General features: G+C 36.4%; 17 protein-coding genes and 2 pseudogenes. 12 read left to right on the top strand and 7 right to left on the bottom strand.

What is annotated here, in order from left to right:
• Positions 1-172: 172 nt before the first annotated feature.
• On the bottom strand, positions 173-1,348 hold the full coding sequence (locus SAGCYANO_RS42045) for a pentapeptide repeat-containing protein (protein WP_202225435.1): 1,176 nt from the start codon (positions 1,346-1,348) through the stop codon (positions 173-175).
• 259 nt (positions 1,349-1,607) lie between these two features.
• Between SAGCYANO_RS42045 and SAGCYANO_RS42040 the strand changes: the two genes are divergently transcribed.
• Positions 1,608-1,778: a hypothetical protein gene (locus SAGCYANO_RS42040; RefSeq protein ID WP_202225434.1), complete on the top strand. Its 171-nt coding sequence runs from the start codon at positions 1,608-1,610 to the stop codon at positions 1,776-1,778.
• Between the two features lie 1,207 nt (positions 1,779-2,985).
• Here SAGCYANO_RS42040 and SAGCYANO_RS42035 read toward each other — a convergent pair.
• The 5 genes and pseudogenes from SAGCYANO_RS42035 to SAGCYANO_RS46960 form a co-directional block, all read right to left on the bottom strand.
• On the bottom strand, positions 2,986-4,386 hold the full coding sequence (locus tag SAGCYANO_RS42035; RefSeq protein ID WP_202225433.1) for a hypothetical protein: 1,401 nt from the start codon (positions 4,384-4,386) through the stop codon (positions 2,986-2,988).
• A gap of 854 nt (positions 4,387-5,240) precedes the next feature.
• Positions 5,241-5,996 (bottom strand): WecB/TagA/CpsF family glycosyltransferase, encoded by a 756-nt coding sequence (locus tag SAGCYANO_RS42030; protein WP_202225432.1) that lies wholly within the window; start codon positions 5,994-5,996, stop codon positions 5,241-5,243.
• Between the two features lie 297 nt (positions 5,997-6,293).
• A complete protein-coding gene (locus tag SAGCYANO_RS46975; RefSeq protein WP_237397224.1) occupies positions 6,294-6,572 on the bottom strand; it encodes a transposase in 279 nt (92 codons plus the stop codon).
• 27 nt (positions 6,573-6,599) lie between these two features.
• Positions 6,600-7,102, bottom strand: a pseudogene (locus SAGCYANO_RS51200) (RNA-guided endonuclease InsQ/TnpB family protein).
• Positions 7,103-7,428: 326 nt separating this feature from the next.
• Positions 7,429-7,620: a hypothetical protein gene (locus SAGCYANO_RS46960; RefSeq protein WP_237397222.1), complete on the bottom strand. Its 192-nt coding sequence runs from the start codon at positions 7,618-7,620 to the stop codon at positions 7,429-7,431.
• 451 nt (positions 7,621-8,071) lie between these two features.
• Here SAGCYANO_RS46960 and SAGCYANO_RS42020 point away from each other — a divergent pair, with 451 nt between their 5' ends.
• From SAGCYANO_RS42020 to SAGCYANO_RS48705, 11 genes and pseudogenes are all read left to right on the top strand, one after another.
• Complete coding sequence (locus tag SAGCYANO_RS42020; protein ID WP_237397221.1) at positions 8,072-8,668, top strand: transposase; 597 nt, start codon at positions 8,072-8,074, stop codon at positions 8,666-8,668.
• 248 nt (positions 8,669-8,916) lie between these two features.
• The gene (locus SAGCYANO_RS42015; protein WP_202225431.1) at positions 8,917-9,198 is read left to right on the top strand and encodes a hypothetical protein; all 282 of its coding nucleotides are present in this window, start codon (positions 8,917-8,919) and stop codon (positions 9,196-9,198) included.
• Between the two features lie 254 nt (positions 9,199-9,452).
• The gene (locus tag SAGCYANO_RS42010; protein WP_202225430.1) at positions 9,453-10,445 is read left to right on the top strand and encodes a serine/threonine-protein kinase; all 993 of its coding nucleotides are present in this window, start codon (positions 9,453-9,455) and stop codon (positions 10,443-10,445) included.
• A 29-nt stretch (positions 10,446-10,474) separates the two neighbouring features.
• Positions 10,475-11,017: a hypothetical protein gene (locus tag SAGCYANO_RS42005; protein WP_202225429.1), complete on the top strand. Its 543-nt coding sequence runs from the start codon at positions 10,475-10,477 to the stop codon at positions 11,015-11,017.
• A gap of 130 nt (positions 11,018-11,147) precedes the next feature.
• Positions 11,148-11,622 (top strand): annotated as a pseudogene (locus SAGCYANO_RS42000) (RNA-guided endonuclease InsQ/TnpB family protein); the annotation flags it as partial.
• Between the two features lie 186 nt (positions 11,623-11,808).
• Positions 11,809-12,249 carry a group II intron maturase-specific domain-containing protein gene (locus SAGCYANO_RS41995; RefSeq protein ID WP_237397220.1) on the top strand — a complete coding sequence of 147 codons (441 nt, stop codon included), beginning with the start codon at positions 11,809-11,811 and terminating at the stop codon, positions 12,247-12,249.
• A gap of 258 nt (positions 12,250-12,507) precedes the next feature.
• Entirely contained in the window at positions 12,508-12,747 is a 240-nt protein-coding gene (locus SAGCYANO_RS51195; protein ID WP_202225457.1) for an HNH endonuclease signature motif containing protein, read from the top strand.
• 272 nt (positions 12,748-13,019) lie between these two features.
• Entirely contained in the window at positions 13,020-13,286 is a 267-nt protein-coding gene (locus SAGCYANO_RS51190; RefSeq protein ID WP_375340101.1) for an RNA-guided endonuclease InsQ/TnpB family protein, read from the top strand.
• A gap of 458 nt (positions 13,287-13,744) precedes the next feature.
• A complete protein-coding gene (locus tag SAGCYANO_RS41980; protein ID WP_202225428.1) occupies positions 13,745-14,062 on the top strand; it encodes a DUF6825 family protein in 318 nt (105 codons plus the stop codon).
• 78 nt (positions 14,063-14,140) lie between these two features.
• On the top strand, positions 14,141-15,901 hold the full coding sequence (locus SAGCYANO_RS41975; RefSeq protein WP_202225427.1) for an AarF/ABC1/UbiB kinase family protein: 1,761 nt from the start codon (positions 14,141-14,143) through the stop codon (positions 15,899-15,901).
• An 884-nt stretch (positions 15,902-16,785) separates the two neighbouring features.
• Positions 16,786-16,917: a hypothetical protein gene (locus SAGCYANO_RS48705; protein ID WP_255502898.1), complete on the top strand. Its 132-nt coding sequence runs from the start codon at positions 16,786-16,788 to the stop codon at positions 16,915-16,917.
• 383 nt (positions 16,918-17,300) lie between these two features.
• On the opposite strand, the gene SAGCYANO_RS46950 is transcribed toward SAGCYANO_RS48705, so the two are convergent.
• Positions 17,301-19,490: a protein kinase gene (locus tag SAGCYANO_RS46950; protein ID WP_237397219.1), complete on the bottom strand. Its 2,190-nt coding sequence runs from the start codon at positions 19,488-19,490 to the stop codon at positions 17,301-17,303.
• Between the last annotated feature and the right edge of the window lie 534 nt (positions 19,491-20,024).

The raw sequence follows: 20,024 nt of genomic DNA, 5'->3' as shown, positions 1-20,024 counted from the left end.
GTAGGGGCGAATGGCATTCCCCCGTACAGGAGTGGGGGAGTGGCTCACACGAATTATGGCACGGATACACGGATACGGAAGTCGTAGGGGCGAATGGCATTCGCCCGTACAGGAGTAGGGTAGTGGGAGGCTGGGGGAGTGGGGGAGTAGTAAATATAGCAAGGCTTATTTTCTATTCTGAAATTTCAAACAATGCCCCTCGTTCTACCCACTCCTGTTTTTGATGCTCAGAAATACCTATATTTTGAGCAAATATTGTCTTGTCTAAAATTGCATCTTTTAAATCTGTCCGTTTTAAATTAGCTCCCCGTAAATTGGCCCCACTTAAATTAACTCCACTGAGGTCAGCATTTTGTAAAGAAGCATTACTTAAATCCACATTGACTAATTTAGCATTGGGCAGATAAGCACTACTCAAGTCAGCACCACTGAGGTTAGCATTAGTTAAATCGGCACGAGGTAATTTTGTCCGTAAATCTGCATCTTTGAGATAAGCTTCTACAAGTTGAGCATCTCGTAAATTAGCATTACAGAGATTAGCTTGACTTAAATTCGCACCATTAAGATTAGCTCCACTTAAGTCCGCAAGAGTTAAGTTAGCGCCACTGAGATTAGTCTTTTGTAAATTCGCCCCAACAAAATTAGTATATTGGAGGTCTATCCTACTTAAATCGCTACCTGCAAAATCTGCCGTAACATCTAGAGCTAGAGTTTGAGCAATTTCTATAAAATTATTGCCCACTTGCTTTGATAATAATTCTTTGGCGATCGCTATCTGTTGTTGTCTACATTCTTCTGCCTTTCTACCATCCTCCATTGATTGGTATACTAACCGGAGATTAAACAAGGCATCCCCTTGGCTAGTATAATTACCTATTTTTTTAGCAAAAATTAACTGTTGTTGATAACATTCTTTGGCCTGGGCAAATTCTCCCAAACCATGATAAGCTATCCCTAAACTGGAGTAGGCTTGTTCACAACCAAATTCGTCTTGCATTTCTTGAGCGATCGTCAAACGTTTTTGTTGATATACAACTGCTTCTGAATAATTATCTAGAGCATAATAAGCATTTCCTAAATTACCTAAGGCTTTTCCTTCTCCTTCTCGGTCTTGAATTTCTCTAGCAATATTTAAGTGTTGTTGATAATATTCTATGGCTGAGTGATAATCTAATAATGCGTCATAAGCAACACCTATATTTCCTAGAGTGGCAGCTTGTTTACGGCGGTCGGAAATTTTTTGGTAGATAACTAATGCCTGTTGCCAAGATGCTAAAGCTGCTTCAAATTCATGATTTTGATATTGAGAAATCCCCTGTTTGAGCAGTTTGTCTGCTATTTCAGTCATATTTTTACAGTTTTTTTACAGTTCTTTAAAAAGACTATATTACCCTAGTTTAATTTCTGTTTAGTTCTACAATATAGTATGCGAAAGAGTTGATTATACTAAATCCTGTTATCAAAAATACTCGCTTGTCATTTCCTCTACACCTTATTCCCTCATCTACACAATCAGGAAATAAGATTTACAGCAGTTTTTATTTCAGTAGACCACAGTAGACATCTCCAGAAAAGAGAGAGTAGGCAGTAGGCAGTAGGGACGTTCCATGCAAGGTCCGTACAGAGAAATAATTGATAATTTCTGTGCGAGAATTGATTTTATTTTGGATTTTTGGAGATGTCTAGTAGTGGCGAATACCCATTTGCCCTTACAGGGTTTTGGCTATGACGATGTGGTTCATCAGTCAGCAAAAGCGCTTTCATTAATTGATAATTGATAATGGATAATACCAAATTGATAAATGTTTGCTACAAATAGTTAGGGTATTTATTCTAATGCGCGAATGCGCGAATTTATAATGCACGCGGGGATAGATTTAATACCATTTTTGATATTGCCAATTACCTTTTTCGTGAAACAGACTTTATCTGAAAGTCTTTTTATGGTGCTTATTATTCGTAACATTCTTTTTCAAATTGGTATAATTGATAATTACCTCTGGTTAAAACTGCTACGGAATTGAATATAAGGAAATATTATTTCTTCACAGGAGTCGATTGGATATGGCGAGGGGACCCGCTCTTGACAGAGCCGCTCCGCTTTTAGCGTTTGCGGTAGCATTCCGGAACGGAAAGCTTTGCGGTAGCAAACGCCATCCCTCGACCGCTTTTTCCCCGATCAAGGGGAGGCTTCAAGGCGCGAATTATTTAATTATTAATTATTAATTATTAATAATTCGGTAATTTTTATAATTTACAGCGGTTTTCATTTCGGTAGACCACAGTAGGGACGTTGCATGCAACGTCCCTACAATATTTTGGTTATGGCGATTTGGTTCATCAATTTGAAAAGCACTGTATGGTAATTTATAATTTTTGTATTGTAGTTTTTATTGCAGGAATAGACTGCAAATTAGTATTTCATTAATTGATAATTGATAATGGATAATTGATAATTACCTCGGGTTTTAACCGAGAGGATTGAATATAAGGAAATATTATTTCTTCTCTTGGTCGATTGGATATGGCGAGGAGACCTCGCCATCCCTCGACCGCTTTTTCCCCGATCAAGGGGAGGCTTCAAGGCGCGAATTATTTAATTATTAATAATTCGGTAACTACCCTTGGGTGAATTTGGTATTATTATACTTAATCATCCGGACACTGTACAATTGATAATTTATGAATAATAATTGATTTTATTTTGGTTTTTTAGAGGGATATATTATATCAAGTCTCATTAATTGGTCAAGGGTCATATCAGTTATCAGTTATCAGTATCTATAGCTGTTTGCGCAGCATGACCTAGGAAAGCAAGAGACTGGAGATAAAGAATGTTCTCTTTCTCTTGGTAAAAATCTTATCTCTAATAAATTTCTCCATGTTCCCTATTGCCTATTGCCTATTGCCTATTGCCTATTGCCTATTGCCTATTGCCTATTCTCTCAAACTTTTATGATGAAAATATACATGATATTACTGGTATTATTCATGTTTATTCCAGTGAATAAAATTGCCTTTTTTGACTCCACTAATTGCCTGTTTACGACTCTCAAATAATTCTAAAATTCCATCAATAATCATTTTCACTAAATCTTGGTTACAGCCATCAATAAAATCTTCAGGAGAAATATTTTTTTGAAATAATTCCTTAGTTCTTTCCCTTTGTTTTTTTACTTCTTCAAATCCTATATATCTAACTATAAATGTACTCAATGGTGAGTTTCTCATATCATAAGTGGCATTTTGACATCGCCCATCTGCCAACAAAGTTAATACTTCACGTTCCAAACTATTTTTAGGTTGATAAGGATGATGAATCTCTGGTAAAAAACTCTCTAAATGAGCCGGATCAAATCCTTGAGTCGGCAACTCTCCAATCATTGTTGAAAGAGGTATATTTAAGCCTAATCGCATAGATAATGCCTCAATAAAACCTAGAGTAAAAATTTTACTTCCCAGATAAATTTTCGCAATTTCCAGATTTTTCTTTGCCCGATCAACCCAACTTATGTAAGTTTTTTCATCGGGTTCTCCATCAAATTTGCGAAAAATTAAATCGGGATTTAAAGATTTAAGAAAATCTTCAGTTTTTTCTAAGGCAATTCGGTACTCAGAAATAGTGTATGAATTACCATTGATAAGATTGTGGTTAGTTTCTGGCAATAAATTCCAGGTATTATCTAGAAATATTGAGCTAGGTGAACCAAAGCCAATAACATCTCGGTTAGATAGTCTAACTGATTTTTTTATTGTTTGATATAGTTCAGCATCAGTTAAATTAATATTCCACTTAATATTAGTTTCTTTAAGTCTTTGATAAAGACCTTCAGTAGCAGTTAAGCCATCTTCTGAAATAGGTTGAAATGGAATACTAGCTTCAATACAAGCAGCGATTTTAAACAGATGTTTAGTTGTCAAAAATATTTCCATTGCTTTGGTTGCAACAACAGCGCTCATAAACTCATTTTGTCCGCCGAAAGGTAATAAAATCTGACCAGCAACAAAACCAAAAACAGATGCTATTATCTCAAAATTCCTATCTTTTGGTAATTCATTTTTTTCCCTGATTTTTAACTTTCCTTGTACCTCCTTAATATAAGGAGTAATATAATAACTGAGATTAAAATTCACACTACGATCTATTTGTAGATACACTAGATCGTGGAATAAAGCAGCTAATACTTCGATCGCATCCTGTGAACCTCCCACTTCAAAAATATGATCCGGAGTATGAAAATAACGCCAGGGACTCATCATCGGTTGGACAACTAACTCAGCAATTTCAGCAAGTTTTTCTGATTGAACCTCTACTTGTAATTTCCCAGTTGCCCATTTCAGTTTTTCTAAGCATCGTTGATACTCATATTCATATTCAAAACTCATGATTTTGTTACTCCTGGTTGATGAATAAAATTTTGTACTTTACTAAGTTTTCCTTTCTCAGATAGACCGCTAGATTTTTTCCTATGGTTGGTTGTTTGATTACAGTTTTTTATTTAGCTCTAGGAAATAGCATTATTGATACTAATTCACCAAAATAATATGACATAAGTTGTACAGTTTGTTTGATTTTTTTGCCCAGCTTTCCCTATCTCAATTTTTTATAGCTTTGCAGATAATTTAATTCTTAAAAACTTGACCAATAAAAATACTGAAAGCTCCAGAATAGGCAAAAATAACGACTAATTTTCATACCAAATACCCTCATATGTTTGAACTATTACTGAATTATTAATTATTAATAATTAATAATTAAATAATTCTGGTTTAAAACCTCCCCTTTTAAGGGGAAAAAGCGGTCGTTAGCGCAGCTTCCCGAAGGGTGGGATGGCGAGGTCCCCTCGCCATATCCAATCGACTCCTGTGAAGAAATAATATTTCCTTATATTCAATTCCGTAACGGTTAAAACCCGAGGTAATTATCAATTATCAATTATCAATTAATGAACTATTCCTTACTTTCTAAAATTGATAAATCTGTACTTCATAAAACTGATAAATTCCACAAAATTTCAATCACACTTTTTTGCTCCCGATCAAAATGATCGGTATAAGTGAAAATTAATATAGCACTACACAAATAGAGCGCAGACATTGATAAGTCCTCAAACTCAGTCAGGGATAACTTTTGACTTTTGACTTTTGACTTTTGACTTACACTACGGGGTATAGTTGACTTTCAACTACAAATTAGGTTAAATTAGCCACTATAAATATTATAATCGGCTTAACCCTTACTAAAATTTTACATCCATTAAAGTCTTCAAGGCAAAATGTGGTAAAGCCAACATTCGTCGCCAGCGCCAAGGTTCTTGATAAAGTCTATACAACCACTCCAAAGAATTGTCACAAAACCAAGCAGGCGCTCTTTCCTTCACCCCAGCCCATATATCCAAACTACCGCCAATACCAATCCAGACTGCTTGAGGACAAATATGTTTATGTTCTGCAATCCATAACTCCTGACGAGGTACTCCCAAACCTACAAATATTAGTTTCGGCTGTAATTTTGCTAAAGTATTGAGCAATTCTGTTTCCTCTGCTGGAGATAGATAACCATGCTGACAAGCGATCGCTAACTGTGACACTTTTTGTTGCCAAATGTCTGCTGCTTTCATAGCTACCCCTGGTTTTCCTCCATAGAAAAATACCAAGTTGTCTGGATTCTGTCTTGGTACTTGCCATAAAATACTCTCTGCTAATTCAATACCAGGACAACGCTGTACAGATTTACCCTTAAGTCTTAAGTATAGAACAACACCTGCCCCATCAGGAACTACCAACTCAGCTTGACGGATTATCTCAGCCAAGACGGGATTTTTCTCTCCCTGCATAACCATTTCAGCATTTAGTGTCACTACATGAGTTCCCAGTCCCTTCTCTAATCGAGAAAGTAAATAACCAGAGTAGTCATCAATACAATGTATTGGTAAACCTAAGACAAAATTTTTTGCGGGTAGACCAGGTAAAGACTCAGAATTTTGTTCACTCATATTTGTATTGATTTTATTGATTTATTTTCTTGTTTTACCGAAAAATCATGGTCTAAAGTCTCCCCTTTTAAGGAGATAAAAAAAAGAGAATTCCGTATTTTCGTAGCCTCCTTATTGCAGAGGTACTAATAACTGATAACTGAAATGACCACCCTTAATACTTACTGATTTAGATTAGCTGATTCCGTTCTTTCCGGCTAGTGCTTAACTACTTTCTTTCATCCTGATGCCATATCAAAATTTTCCAATTTGAGAAACTTCATCGTAAAAATTTAGGGATGGTGAAGTTCTCTCCCGTTAAATCTCGAGATTATAATGGGAGCTTCTCAAACAAAGAAGTTTCTTGCGAGTGCTGACGCAACGCTGCGCGTTACATGTCGCAAAGCGAAACATAGGCTGATTAATATCTAAGCCTCCACAAGCAGACAAGATGATACTCACCTCGTTTAACGCTTTATTTAAAATGTTAATTGCTGCATTTTCGTCCCTGTCTAAAACTGTTTGACATTTAGGACAAGAATGAGTTCTAACTGATAAAGTTTTAGACACTTTCTGACCACAATTACTACAATGCATGTGATGTATTGTGAGGATGTACGGGCGTTAGCGGAGCTTGGCGCTAGCCAATGGCCATTCGCCCCTACTTACATGAACACCGCGAACTGCCGCCACTGCATTCAACTTTTCAATAAAATTACCCCAGGCTACATCATAAATTGATTTTGATAGTTTCGTGTTTTTTGCTAAACCTTTAATATTCAGGTATTCTACAGCAATTAAATCATATTCTTTAACTAATTTATGAGCAGTTTTGTAATGGAAATATTCTCTTTGTCTAGCAATATGTTGATGTAATCTAGCTATTATATTTTGTGCTGCCCTCCAGTTGTTTGATCCAATTTCTTTTCTAGATACTTTTTTTGCTTTCTTGCTAAATTAGATTGGGATTTTCTATAAAATTTAGGAACAGAAATAGTCTCACCAGTATTAGTAGTTAAAAACTCTTTTAAGCCTACATCAATACCTACAGCAGTTTTGATATTTGCTGTATAAATTAAACTAGGTACTGACTTATCTTCTAAACTAAAACTCACATCCAGGACCATCAGCGTCTTGAGTGTCTTACATTCTGGGGTTTCCCAGAATTACGCACTCGCTTTTTTGGTTATAGTTGCAGTTTTAATCGTAAATCCATCTGGCATAGGTCTATGAACTATTACAGGAATAGCACCAAACCTCGTAGTAATTATTTGTTTTCCATCAAATTTTATTATTCCTTTGGGATGATTAACTCTACTAAAACAGAATGACCTTAACTTACCTGATTTTTTAAATCTTGGTCTTCCTCCACGTTTACCAGAACTATCGGGTATTAGCCTTTCATGTCGGCTCTTAGCCGAAACGTTTCCAAGCTTTATCTAGTCTTTGTAAGTTAATTTGTTGAACTTCGTATGGAGATTTCTTTGTAGTCAGGAAATAACTGTTTTGTCTGTAAGAGTGCTGATTGTTGAAAATAATAATCTGGTCTACTAGAAATTTCACTAATAGGACATAAAATTAATGAACAACGGTCAACTTGACATCTAGTTCTATTTAACCAATCTAGTCTTTGACAAGCGTGCATAATTCCAATGTCTTCACAGGAGCTCTAGCCAATAATCAATTTTGACTGACTGTTCACAAGTGGGCTGAATTTTGTAGCAATGAGTAATTATCATAATTTTTATACTACTCTTTAGCGCTAGATTTGAACAGCAATCGAAACCTATTTAATTTGCAGCTCGGTATTCCCTCCCGTTAAATCGCAGATTATAACGGGAGACCCCGAGACCGTATCAAGTTGGAAACCAGGTAGTTTTAACGCCTGGGTGAAAACTAACTAACAGGTTTTAACCTGTCGTCTAAATATTGCCTTTCATAATTGTTTTCGCTATACTTATACTATATGGCGATAATAGTTGAAATGTATCTGACCCAAAAGAACAAAATCAGGAACTTGTCCACTCAAGAGTTTAAAGCTCTCAGACAGTTGTGCAGATTATCCAAAAATATGTACAATGTAGGCCAATACTGCTGTGAGACAGTTTTATTTTGCAGAAGGTGGGTATCTCAGATACGAATCCAACTATCATCACTGCAAAGATAATGAAAATTACCAGCTACTTCAAACCGATATTGCACAACAAACATTAAAAGTTGTTGATAGGTCTTTTCGAGCTTTTTTCAACTTAATAAAAGCTGCCAATGAGAGGCTGTATCGCTTTGAACAAATACGAATGCCTAGATACTTAAATAAAGAGGGGTATTTTCCTTTGATTATACCTCGAATTATTGTCAAAGATGGATATTTTAATATCCCAATGTCTAGGAAATTTAAGGCTGAGTATGGGGAAGTAAAAATCCCTTTTCCGGAGCGATTAATAGATAAAAATCTTAAGGAAGTCCGGGTAATTCCTCGGTATGATGCTAGGTTTTTTGAAGTTGAATTTATTACTGAAGTTGAATCACAACCAGCTAAAAAAACTGATAAAGCTTTAGCTATAGACATTGGTTTAAATAATTTAGCTACCTGTGTATCAAATACTGGGTCGTCATTCATTTTGGACGGAAGAAAACTTAAATCAATCAACCAGTGGTACAAAACGCGAAAATGCACTTATTACAGTCATTAAAGGATAAACAAGGTATCAAAGGGTTGACTAAGAAACAGATTAACATTACAGTCAATCGAAACAATAAAGTAAGGGATTATCTGAATAAAGCAGTTAGGTATTTTAATTAACTGGTGTAGTCAAAATCAAATATCTACTATTGTTGTAGGTGTTAATCCAGGAATGAAAAAAATATCAATTTAGGTAAGAAAGCTAACCAAAAGTTTGTACAAATACCACACTATAGTTTGAGATTAAAGTTAAAAGCTATGTGTGAAAGATATGGATTAACTTATTTAGAACAAGAGGAGTCTTACACATCTAAGGCTAGTTTTTTGGATAGAGATAATATACCTGTTTATCATGCTCATAATTCAACTGAATATAGCTTTAGTGGCAAAAGAATCAAACGTGGTTTGTACAAAACGAAGCAAAATAAATTGATTAATGCTGACTGCAATGGAGCAGCAAATATTGGATTAAAAAGTAAGCTGAATGGGTTTACCCCAGACAGACGCTTAGGCATCTTTGGCTATGCCGTTAAGGGTTAAGTTTGACGTGGATTTATCCCGGCAAATTTATTCTGCTTAAGAATCCGCGTGGATTTATCCCGTGGAATGTCAACTATAATCAATCGAGCAGAATCAACTATAGCGCTATGCGCAAGGCAACAGGAATACAAAAGGGTTTTCCTACGGAATGCTGCGCAAACAGCTTCTATTCATGTAAAACACCTTAATGCGTAGTGCGATACAAAAATATTGTTGTATTCTGACAAGTAAGGCTTTTCTGAAAATTAGTGTTTATGAATCTTAAACCAGGAGTTGTCCTGCAAAAAGGAAAATATACTATTGATAGTATTTTAGGCCAAGGAGGCTTTGGTATAACCTACCGAGCTATTCATCATCAACACAATCAAATTGTTGTCCTGAAAACCCTGAATGAAAGTCTACGCCATCATCAAGATTTTGCTAAATTTCAGCATCAATTTATCAATGAGGTTCATCTTCTAGCAAACTCTAGACATCCTAACATTGTTAAAGTGTGGGACTTTTTTGAGGAAGAGCAGCTCTTCTTCATGGTAATGGACTATATTCCTGGTCATAATTTAGCCGATCTAATCAAGTCTGGCCATAAACTTCATCCCAAGGAAGCTATTAATTATATACATCAAATTGCTTCAGCCCTATCAGTAGTTCACAAAAATGGTTTCTTACATCGGGATATACAACCTAAGAATATTATTAGGCAAGCAGGAACTGATACAGTAATACTCACTGATTTTGGCATTACCTGTGACTTAACTACTGGAATTAGGCAAACTTACGCTAATTTATTTTCTGTGGGATATGCACCACCCGAACAGTGCGATTTACAACAAAAGTTAACCCCCGCAGCAGATATTTATGCTTTGACTGCTACATTATACTCTTTAATTACTGGTAAAGCTCCTACTCCTGCAGCTTTAAGGCTTAGTGGAGCTATTCCTCAAACACTTATAGTATCTAAAACTGAACTAAGATTACTGGAAACGAATCTTTCTCCAAAGATTGAGAATGCTATTATCAAAGGATTGGAAATAGATCCTCAAAAACGACCTCAAAATTTGGAAAATTGGTTTGCACTACTTTTGGATAAGTCAGATATTTCCGAGGTAAATCAACAACAAGATAGGACAAAAGAAAACTGTAGTGAAATTAATGGTAATTATGGTTTGATGGATACTTACTCTAATTCAAGTATGAATGATAAAGTTGCTAATAATCTTACCAACAAATCAAAATCAAGAATAATATAGCACCAATTCATATTTTAAAAAATTGTTCTTTGGAAAATAATTTTAATTGGATTAATCAACTTTGTCTGCAATTGACTATTTTCTTAGTGTTTCTATTTACAGCAGTAATTTTTGGGTGGATAGGCTTTGATATTACCCTTCGTTATAGTCATGCAAAAACTAACAAAAAAACAGTATCTTTGACTTCAGGTAATTTACTAGAAACTCTGAAGAATGAGTCAGACTATGCTTTCAGAGAACACGATCCATCTAGTCCTCTTTTTGATTCTCCTTCGGTAAAAACTTACTCTACAACTCCACCAAAGTTGAACAAATTACCTAAACCTTATGTTGACAGAGATGAAGTTTTTCGTCATAGTTGGTCTAACTATTATGGGGAGAATTATGATTCAGGAAAACTATATTATTCTTCTGATTTGAAAACTCAAATGCCTAGCCACAGTTATTCTGTCAATGAAGAAATTTATTTGCCAGAAAAATTAGACTATCCTGATGACTATCCATCTAAATCTCTTGAGTATAACTATCAAAAATATCAACAACAAAATCAGTATCCTGATGACTACTATTAATTTTATTCTTGACAGATAAATTAAATTTCTGAATAAAAATGTTTTTAGCAGTCTTTTATCACATTCCCATGGGGGTTTACATATAATATATTAAACTGTAAAGTAAAGAAAATAATAAGTTAACTGGTAGATGGTTGAGAAAGCGTACAAATTTAGGTTTTACCCTACTCCAGAACAGGAAAATTTGTTGAGGAGAACTTTGGGTTGTGTACGTTTAATCTACAACAAAGCTTTAGCTGCTAGAACTCAAGCTTGGTATAAGCAAAAGCAACGAGTGAGTTACAAGCAAACTTCAGCTATGCTGACTCACTGGAAAAAGCAGGAAGATTTAGATTTTCTTGACAGTTGTAAGCAGTGTACCATTGCAGCAAGGTTTAAGACATCTACAAACAGCTTTTCCTGCGGAATGCTGCGCAAACACTAACTTCTTTAGTGGACGTGCCAAATATCCCAACTTTAAGAAAAAGCGTCATGGTAATAGCGCAGAGTTCACAAAATCTGCATTTAAGTGGAAAGATGGTCAAGTCTATCTAGCCAAATGCTCTGAACCATTAACAATTAGGTGGAGTAGGCAACTGCCACTTGGTTGTGTACCAACGACTGTCAGAAAATAATTGAAGAGTGGCTCAATGACATGGGGTTTAGGATTAAAACCTAGTAAAACAAGATTAACCCACACCTTCAAAACAGAGGATGGAGTTGCAGGGTTTGAGTTCTTAGGATTTCACGTTCAACAGCACAAATCAGGAAATTACAGAAGTGCAAAGAACACCAAAGGAATCCCACTAGGAATGAACACACTAATCAAACCCTCTAAAAAGAAGGTTAAAGCACACCTGAAACATATCGGCGACGAAATAGACGCTCATAAGACCGCCCCCCAAGCTGCCTTAATAAGTAAGCTGAACCCAATAATCCGAGGATGGTCAAACTATTACTCAACCGTAGTAAGCAAGAAAACGTTCAGTAAACTGGACAAACTTGTTTATGAAAAACTCAGAGCCTGGGCTAACCGCAGGGGACAAGGTCGCATCAACAAAGATAAATACTGGAGAACGGTAGGAAATCGTAAATGGTGCTTCTGCACCGAAGATGGAATGGAGTTAATAACCCATGCTAGTACACCTATAATCAGACATACAAAAGTCAAAGGTGAAGCTAGTGCAACATTTAACCTTATCAAATCTATTCATCACGCTCACATCTTTGATAATAGTATGGCATTACCGTAACAGTAAAGGCAGATGAGCTGCAAAGCTAATCCTTAAAGAACTAGCGCGTCCGAGACCTTTTTTCTCCTTTGATAACAGAAGAATCGTTTTCAGAAAGGTAGTGCTGGTATCCGAGCTAACTTCGCCTGGCAGCTAAAATCTACCGAACTGTTTCCAAAAGGCATTATTTCCTATATCTTACCAGATTTAAGTTTATTTTTGAGATTTTGAACGCTCAAAAATCAAGGAAATGGATAGGTTTAACAAGGTTTTTGGTTAATAGTTGCGTCTCCATACAACGGTGATTGGAATTACTGGAGTAAGCGACGTGGAGAATACCCAGGTACTCCTTCAAGAGTAGCCAAATTAATTAAGAAACAAAAGGGAATTTGCACACACTGTGGTCTAAACTTTACAAGGGAAGACCTACTAGAAGTTGACCACATCATACCTAAAAGCAAGGGTGGAAAGGATACATTCAGTAACCTACAACTTCTACATAGACATTGCCACGACTAAAAAACGGCATCAGATGGTTCCAACTTCAGGAGCTATAACGATAACCCGTTGGTTTCTCGTGTCCATGACAAGGATGGAGTTATTGAGGAGCCGGATGAGGTGAAAGTCTCACGTCCGGTTTTGAAGGAGAGTTGGAACTCCGAAGGCTTCCTTCGACTCTAACACCCAACTAATTAGAGAAAACCAAACGATAGTAGTTGAGGACTTGGCAGTAAAAAATATGGTCAAGAATCATAACCCACCCCCATCCTCCCGGGAGGGGAGCAAGAGGGGTGGGTAGTGATGCTAATTGGGGAGAGTTAGTCAGGCAGCTAGAATACAAAGCCGAATGGTATGGTCGTCAATTAATTAAGATTGACCGATATTTTCCTAGTTCTAAACGTTGTTCTAATTGTGGTCATGTAGTAGAAAAATTACCTTTAAGTGTAAGAGAGTGGGAGTGTCCAGAATGTGGTAGTTACCATGATAGGGACATAAATGCAAGTATTAATATTTTGGCTGCGGGAGGAGCAGTGTCAGTCTGTGGAGCGCGCCTTTAGACCTGAAGGGAGTAAATCCTCGAAGGCGGGTGCTATGTTAGCGCAGCTCCTCTGTCAAGAGGCAGCAGAAAGCCCCTACCAGTGATGGAATGGGAATCCCGCCCTGTCTCGTAGAGCAGCGTCGGGAGGATGTCAAGAGATGATGTGATACAATACTTTACAATTAGGAGAGTATTAATCCCCAACTGAGATAATTAGGTCTCAAAAACTGGAAAAGATTAACAAACAAAGTAAATAATTAGAAGTGTTTTAAAAGGGTGGTGATTAAGATATTTTTATAGTAAACATATATTAAATAAATCAATCATAAAACATTAAAACTTGCTTAACCATAAGTAGCATAATTGAAAAATCAATAGAAAGCTTGTTAAGTAAATAGAAAAAAGATTAGACTTGCTTTTCCAGAAAATATCAATCAAAATTAATTAGTAAATTTTACAAGATAGACAACTTTAATTATGAGTAAATCACCACTTCACGCCTTTTTCGTTGGTAGAGCTATTGCAGAAGGAGTTTACGAACAACTAGAAAACGTTGTTACCAACTCTCTTAGTACACTAGGAAAATTTGATGCAGAGCAAAGAGAGAATTTGCGAAGTTTCATTGAAGAAGCATTAGAAAGAGCAGACCGGGAAGCTCAAACAGAAAATAATATCAGTAACTCCAGCAACTTAAACGATCAACCCAAAGACCTACAAGCTATAATCGACGACTTAAGAGCTGAAGTCGCTCAAGTTAGATCGGAACTACAAAAATATCGTAGTGGTTCTGTCTAAAGACAATCCGACCACTAACTTTGTTCACTTCTATCAGTTAAACTTTAATCATATCACAAATTATTATATACTGCTGCTGTGTCTGTTCTCCTTGATGACAACATCATTAACCGCAAGGGACAAGCTAACTATACAACTGGAGGCTCAATGACCAAAGCCTCCACAAAATCCTATAGTGATAAAGCTTATCGCTGGAATAGAGAAAATTATTCTCGCCAGCGTCGTTACATTGATATTTGGGCTTTTTTTCTCACCTGGCTAACCTGGCTATGGGTAGACAAAAAAAATTGGAGCTACCGAGGGGGAGTAACAGAAGAAAAGAAAAATCTCAGACGTCGCAAACAAGCAATTTGGGTACGAGAGACAATGCTAGAACTAGGTCCAACCTTCATCAAGTTGGGACAGCTATTCTCTACTCGTGCAGACTTATTTCCTGTTGAGTACGTCGAAGAACTTTCAAAACTCCAAGATAAAGTCCCCGCTTTCAACTACGAACAGGTAGAAACAATAATCTTAGAAGACCTGGGAAAAAAGATAGACGAACTATACCATAGCTTTGAACCAGTACCCCTAGCTGCGGCGAGTTTAGGTCAAGTTCATAGAGCACAACTTCACTCCGGTGAAGATATAGTAGTCAAAATACAAAGACCAGGGCTGAAAAAACTATTCCAAATCGATCTAACTATTCTTAAAGGGGTAGCTCGTTATTTTCAAAGTCACCCGGAATGGGGTCGCGGCCGAGATTGGTTGGGTATCTATGAAGAATGTTGCAGAATTCTATGGCTAGAAATAGATTATCTCAACGAAGGTCGCAATGCTGATACCTTTCGCCGTAACTTCCGAAAATGTGACTGGGTAAAAGTACCCAGAGTTTATTGGCGGTATTCAGCACCACGGGTACTGACCTTAGAATATGTTCCAGGTATCAAAATTAGTAATTATGAAGCTCTCGAAGCATCAGGTCAAGACCGCAAGGCTTTGGCTAGAATGGGGGCTGAAGCTTACTTAAGGCAACTTTTGAATGATGGGTTTTTCCATGCCGATCCTCATCCGGGTAATATTGCTGTTAGTCCGGAAGGGGGATTAATTTTCTACGATTTTGGCATGATGGGACAAATCAAGTCTAATATCCGGGAAAAACTCATGGGAACTCTTTATGGCATTGCTTCAAAGGATGCTGAAAGAGTGGTTGTCTCTCTAATAGATTTAGGAGCGTTAACTCCTACTGGAGATATGGGTCCTGTGAGACGGTCTATCCAATATATGTTGGATAATTTTATGGATAAGCCGTTTGAAGCTCAGTCAATTACAGCTATTAGTGATGATTTGTATGAGGTTGCTTATGACCAACCTTTCCGTTTTCCGGCAACTTTTACTTTTGTGATGCGAGCTTTCTCTACTTTGGAGGGGGTTGGTAAGGGTTTAGACCCAGAGTTTAATTTTATGGAGGTGGCACAACCGTTTGCCATGGATTTGATGTCTGATGGAAATTCTCAAAATACTATTTTTAATGAACTAGGTCGTCAAGCGGCTCAGGTTAGTTCTACTGCTTTGGGTTTGCCTCGTCGTATTGAGGATGCGATTGATAAGTTGGAGCAGGGGGATATTAGGGTTCGGGTTCGGGCTACGGAAACAGATAGGTTGGTTCGGCGGGTTAGTAATGTGCAAATGGGTACTAATTATGCCTTGCTTATTAGTGGTTTTACTTTGTCGGCGACTATTCTCTATGTTAATAATCAGCCTGGTCTAGCATTTGCTTTGATTTTAGTGGTTGTTGTTATGGGGTTTGCTTTTATACGATTGTTGAAGCGTATTAATAGATTGGACAAAATGATGTGATAAATTTTTTCTATTTTTAATTAGAGTTTGCCCACCTAGTAAATTATATTTGGTGGGTTTTTAAGTTTTAGTTATAGGTTTTAGTTTTTTGTTTGAAAATTTTAAAGTTTGTCATGGATCTCTGACAAAAAAATGTTGAAGTTTTCTCTATTGGCTAACGAAGTTTCAATATTTTTAGCACTTTTGTTCAATTCTGTAGTAAGCTATGAACAGTGATAAATTCCAGCGGTTAGTTATTACTTGAATAGATTTTAAAGCTGTAAACACCTATTATTTCGTTGTTTTGTCGGGCGATCGCTCCTCTCTTCCTTTAGTATTGATAACTAATTTTTCTCTTCTCTTTTTTATGGGATTTGACCTCTCTACTTTTTTGTGATACTTGGGTTGTGATTTTGGTAGATATTAGTCTTTATTTTGGTTAGTTCTTCAGCTTTTTGGTGTTTTTTAGTTGAATAAAAAGTCATGCGCAGGGGCGAACAACCCCCAATAATAAAATTGTATCAGAATTTTTGTGCCAAGGCAACAATCTTTCCCATTACCGATTTTTTTTGGAGCTTCAGAGAATGAATATTTTTGCTGTGGGTTTTATAGATAGATAGCGATCGCTTCTAGAATTTTTCAGTTGATTGACACTGAGAGGACGCGAACATGGAAAAATTCATCAGCGGTTTATTTTTCCTGAGCTTCACAAAATGATTTTTGGCGGTCTAGGTTTGGGTAGCTATTTCTATGACAAAAGAGATTATTAGTCTGAAAAAATACTTTTACCGGGTTGAATAAAAAGTCATGCGTAGGGGCGAGCAACCCCCAACAATAAAACTATATCATGGTTATTTAGGGAGTGCAAGGCAAAATCCATCGCTGATTTTTTTGAGCTTCATAAAATGAGAGTAGGTAATGTCATAGAAGGAGCGATCGCCACCAGAAAAAAAGAAGTGGGAGTAAGATTTTCCTTTGCCAGAGGTTGTGATGTATATCTTTGTGGAATAATTTTAATTTTTAGAGATGTCTATTAGTTTGTTATTTACAGAAGATTTTATCTGAGTAACTGGACTTTAGGAAAAAACAGGTTAACAATAAGGTCAAACCCTTATACAGCAATATTTTTACCTGAAATTAGACGTTTTCTTGATATATCTAGGTTTGAGCTATTTTAAGCAAGTTCAGGTATTTCCCTTGCCAATACTGGGTTTGAAGCCACTTTCAGTGTAAAAAATCCCAAAGTCCAGGTAAGGATTTTACTTATAAATACAGCGCTTTCCGTTGTTATGAGGTACAAAATTTTAGGTTTGAGGGAACAGGGAATAGGGAACACTTAACTGAAAAGAATAAAAACAACTGTACCTCATGGCTTCGGAAACTGCTGTATCACTATATTTATAGGACTACCAGGTCAGAACTAGCTCCTAGCTGCCTCTGCTTCTATTGGTAAAGCTTCTAGATAAGCTTGAACCTGCTGATCTGCAAAATAGTCTCTCAAAGAAGCTGACTTGTCAGACAAATCACGGAAATGTGGAAATATCTCCTCTGTCAACCAATGTTCAGCATAAAGACATAGACCTGGTAATAAATCTGGAGATTTTTGAGAATTTTCCTTAATAAAAGATAGAGGTTCCTTTTCATGGCTAAGTTCTAATGTACGAATAGCCTCATCAGTTTGCCCTAAAAGTAAAGCACAGACAGACTTCTCTAAATTTACATCTTGACTCCGACCTAACTGCATCAACAGCAACTTAGCTTTACGAATCAAAGCTGGTTGTTTTTGAGCAAATCCTTGAGCTAGAAAAGTATAAACTACTAGATATGTAAGAACTGCCGAAGGACGACGAGCTTCAGCCTCAAATAATTTCTTTTGCTCTGCTATAGTTAAGTATTGACGTAGCTGCTGAAAAAACTTCAGAAAATCCTCTACCCCAAGTCCAGAGTTATCTTCACCTTGACCATCAATTCCTCCTCGTTCATTCAACATATCTTGAAGAATTTCTAGTCCACGGCGACGCTCTAGAGCCATTTCCTCTGGTAGTGCTATTAGCTCCATTATTCTGTAAGGACGTAGCTTATAAAAGTCAGCTTGTATTTCTTCTCGCACTTGGACAAACAGATTTTCTCGGAGCAATAATCCCTGAGCAGCTTCTAATGCTGTGGCTGCATTTTCATATTGTCCTTGTTGCCATTCCTCTCTGCCGAGTTCTAAATTAGCTAGAGCAACTGTGAGGAAAATATCTGGCAAAACTAATGCTGGGTCTCCAAAATATCCATCTTTAATCGCAATACTATTATTAGTAAGATAAGGATAAGTAAGTTTTAGTACCAGCTTATATTCTCCTAGCTCCTGTAAAATCAGGATTGCTCCCACAAATTGTGAATTTTCTATTTCTATGGTGGGAGTATTGGGGTGAAACTCAGATTCTGGCTCATAAGTTTTAGCTAAAAAGCTATCGTAGGTTTGGCGTTGTTCAGGATCGGAAAGAACAGCATAAGCCTCATCTATGAGCTGTTTATGAGCAACTATTGTGGCCTCAGAATACTCCCTTCTAGGAAACTGCTGAGTCCGGTCTCGATATGCCTGCCGTAACTGTTCAGCACTAGCCTGAATTGGTAAACCTAAAATTCGGTAATAATCTAGTGGAATTTGTCCCGACCTTAACCTTCTTTCAACTTCTTGTCTTCTGGGTTGCTCACTCCTCAGTTGCTTTTCCAAATCATTCACTTGGGTAGAAACCTGAATAAGAGACAAAATTTCTCTTACATTTGTAAACCTTTTTTTAGTTGCTCCGACAATCATTTTATCCAATATTTCTCCAACTTCATCACTCACACTCGACTTTAAATAATCTCGCCATACCCAGTTACCTTCAGTCACATCAAATAAATTAAAAACTCCCACTTGAGTTAATAAATGAATACAACTCACACCCAAACTATAAATATCGCTAGCAAAAGTTGCTTTTCCTAAAGCTTGTTCTGGTGCAAAATATCCAGCAGAACCAATAACAGTTCCCGTCACAGCTAAAGCAGTCATAGTGGCATATTTAGCCGCCCCGAAATCTACCAATATTAATTGATTATCATTCTTTCTCCTAATAATATTCTCTGGTTTAATATCTCGATGAATTACCTGTTGAGAATGAATAAATTCTAAGACAGGTAACAAATTTCTTAATAACTCTAAGATTTGACTTTCATCAAAAGCTCCCGACTCTTCTAATTCCTGTTGTAAATTTTGCCCGTCGATAAATTCTTGTACTAAATACTGTCGATTATCCTGAGTAAAATATGCCAAAAGTTCTGGAATTTGTGGATGTCTACCTAAACCATCTAAACGTTCAGCTTCTTGAGCAAATAATTCGGCAGCTTTTTCTAAAGTTTTAGTTCCTTGTGCTTGAGGAAAAAATTGTTTAATTACGCAAAAAGGTTTTGAAGGTTTATATTCATCTACTGCTTGAAAAGTTCTGCCAAAACCTCCTTGCCCGATAATTTTTAGAGCGCGATAACGTTCGGCTAAAACTAATTTTTCACCACAGCTTTGACAGAATTTTGTTTGTGGGGGGTTAGGTTTTAAACAGTCAGGATTTAAACATTGAGTCATTTCAGTTATCGGTTATCAGCTATCGAGTGCGAGCATCTTGCTCGCCTATTTAATAATAATACCAAACCTGTTGGAAATTGAAATTATGTTCTGGGAAATTGAAATTATGTTCTGGGAAATTGAAATTATATTCTGGGAATTGAAATTATATTCTGGGAATTGAAATTATATTCTGGGAATTGAAATTATATTCTGGAAATTGAAATTATATTCTGGGAATTGAAATTATATTCTGGGAAATTGAATTATTTTCTGGGGGAATTGAATTATATTCTGGGAAATTGAAATTATATTCTGGAAATTGAAATTATGTTCTGGGGAAATTGAATTATGTTCTGGGGGAATTGAAATTATGTTCTGGGGAAATTGAATTATGTTCTGGGGAAATTGAATTATGTTCTGGGGAAATTGAATTATGTTCTGGGGGAATTGAAATTATGTTCTGGGAAATTGAAATTATATTCTGGAAATTGGAATTATTTTCTAGGAATTGGAATTATTTTCTAGGAATTGAAATTATATTCTGGAAATTGA

Origin of the sequence: Okeania sp. KiyG1, assembly GCF_014132355.1 — a bacterium.
GTDB lineage: Bacteria > Cyanobacteriota > Cyanobacteriia > Cyanobacteriales > Microcoleaceae > Okeania.
The sequence above is the reverse complement of the archived record's forward strand: the minus strand, read 5'-3'. Positions and strand labels throughout refer to the sequence as shown.

What these genes read in the sequence shown, in the direction of transcription:
- SAGCYANO_RS42045 (WP_202225435.1), bottom strand. Translation starts at nt 1,348, where the DNA reads ATGACTGAAATAGCAGACAAACTGCTCAAACAGGGGATTTCTCAATAT.
- SAGCYANO_RS42040 (WP_202225434.1), top strand. Translation starts at nt 1,608, where the DNA reads ATGCAAGGTCCGTACAGAGAAATAATTGATAATTTCTGTGCGAGAATT.
- SAGCYANO_RS42035 (WP_202225433.1), bottom strand. Translation starts at nt 4,386, where the DNA reads ATGAGTTTTGAATATGAATATGAGTATCAACGATGCTTAGAAAAACTG.
- SAGCYANO_RS42030 (WP_202225432.1), bottom strand. Translation starts at nt 5,996, where the DNA reads ATGAGTGAACAAAATTCTGAGTCTTTACCTGGTCTACCCGCAAAAAAT.
- SAGCYANO_RS46975 (WP_237397224.1), bottom strand. Translation starts at nt 6,572, where the DNA reads ATGCATTGTAGTAATTGTGGTCAGAAAGTGTCTAAAACTTTATCAGTT.
- SAGCYANO_RS46960 (WP_237397222.1), bottom strand. Translation starts at nt 7,620, where the DNA reads ATGCACGCTTGTCAAAGACTAGATTGGTTAAATAGAACTAGATGTCAA.
- SAGCYANO_RS42015 (WP_202225431.1), top strand. Translation starts at nt 8,917, where the DNA reads ATGTGTGAAAGATATGGATTAACTTATTTAGAACAAGAGGAGTCTTAC.
- SAGCYANO_RS42010 (WP_202225430.1), top strand. Translation starts at nt 9,453, where the DNA reads ATGAATCTTAAACCAGGAGTTGTCCTGCAAAAAGGAAAATATACTATT.
- SAGCYANO_RS41995 (WP_237397220.1), top strand. Translation starts at nt 11,809, where the DNA reads ATGAACACACTAATCAAACCCTCTAAAAAGAAGGTTAAAGCACACCTG.
- SAGCYANO_RS41980 (WP_202225428.1), top strand. Translation starts at nt 13,745, where the DNA reads ATGAGTAAATCACCACTTCACGCCTTTTTCGTTGGTAGAGCTATTGCA.
- SAGCYANO_RS48705 (WP_255502898.1), top strand. Translation starts at nt 16,786, where the DNA reads ATGAGAGTAGGTAATGTCATAGAAGGAGCGATCGCCACCAGAAAAAAA.
- SAGCYANO_RS46950 (WP_237397219.1), bottom strand. Translation starts at nt 19,490, where the DNA reads ATGACTCAATGTTTAAATCCTGACTGTTTAAAACCTAACCCCCCACAA.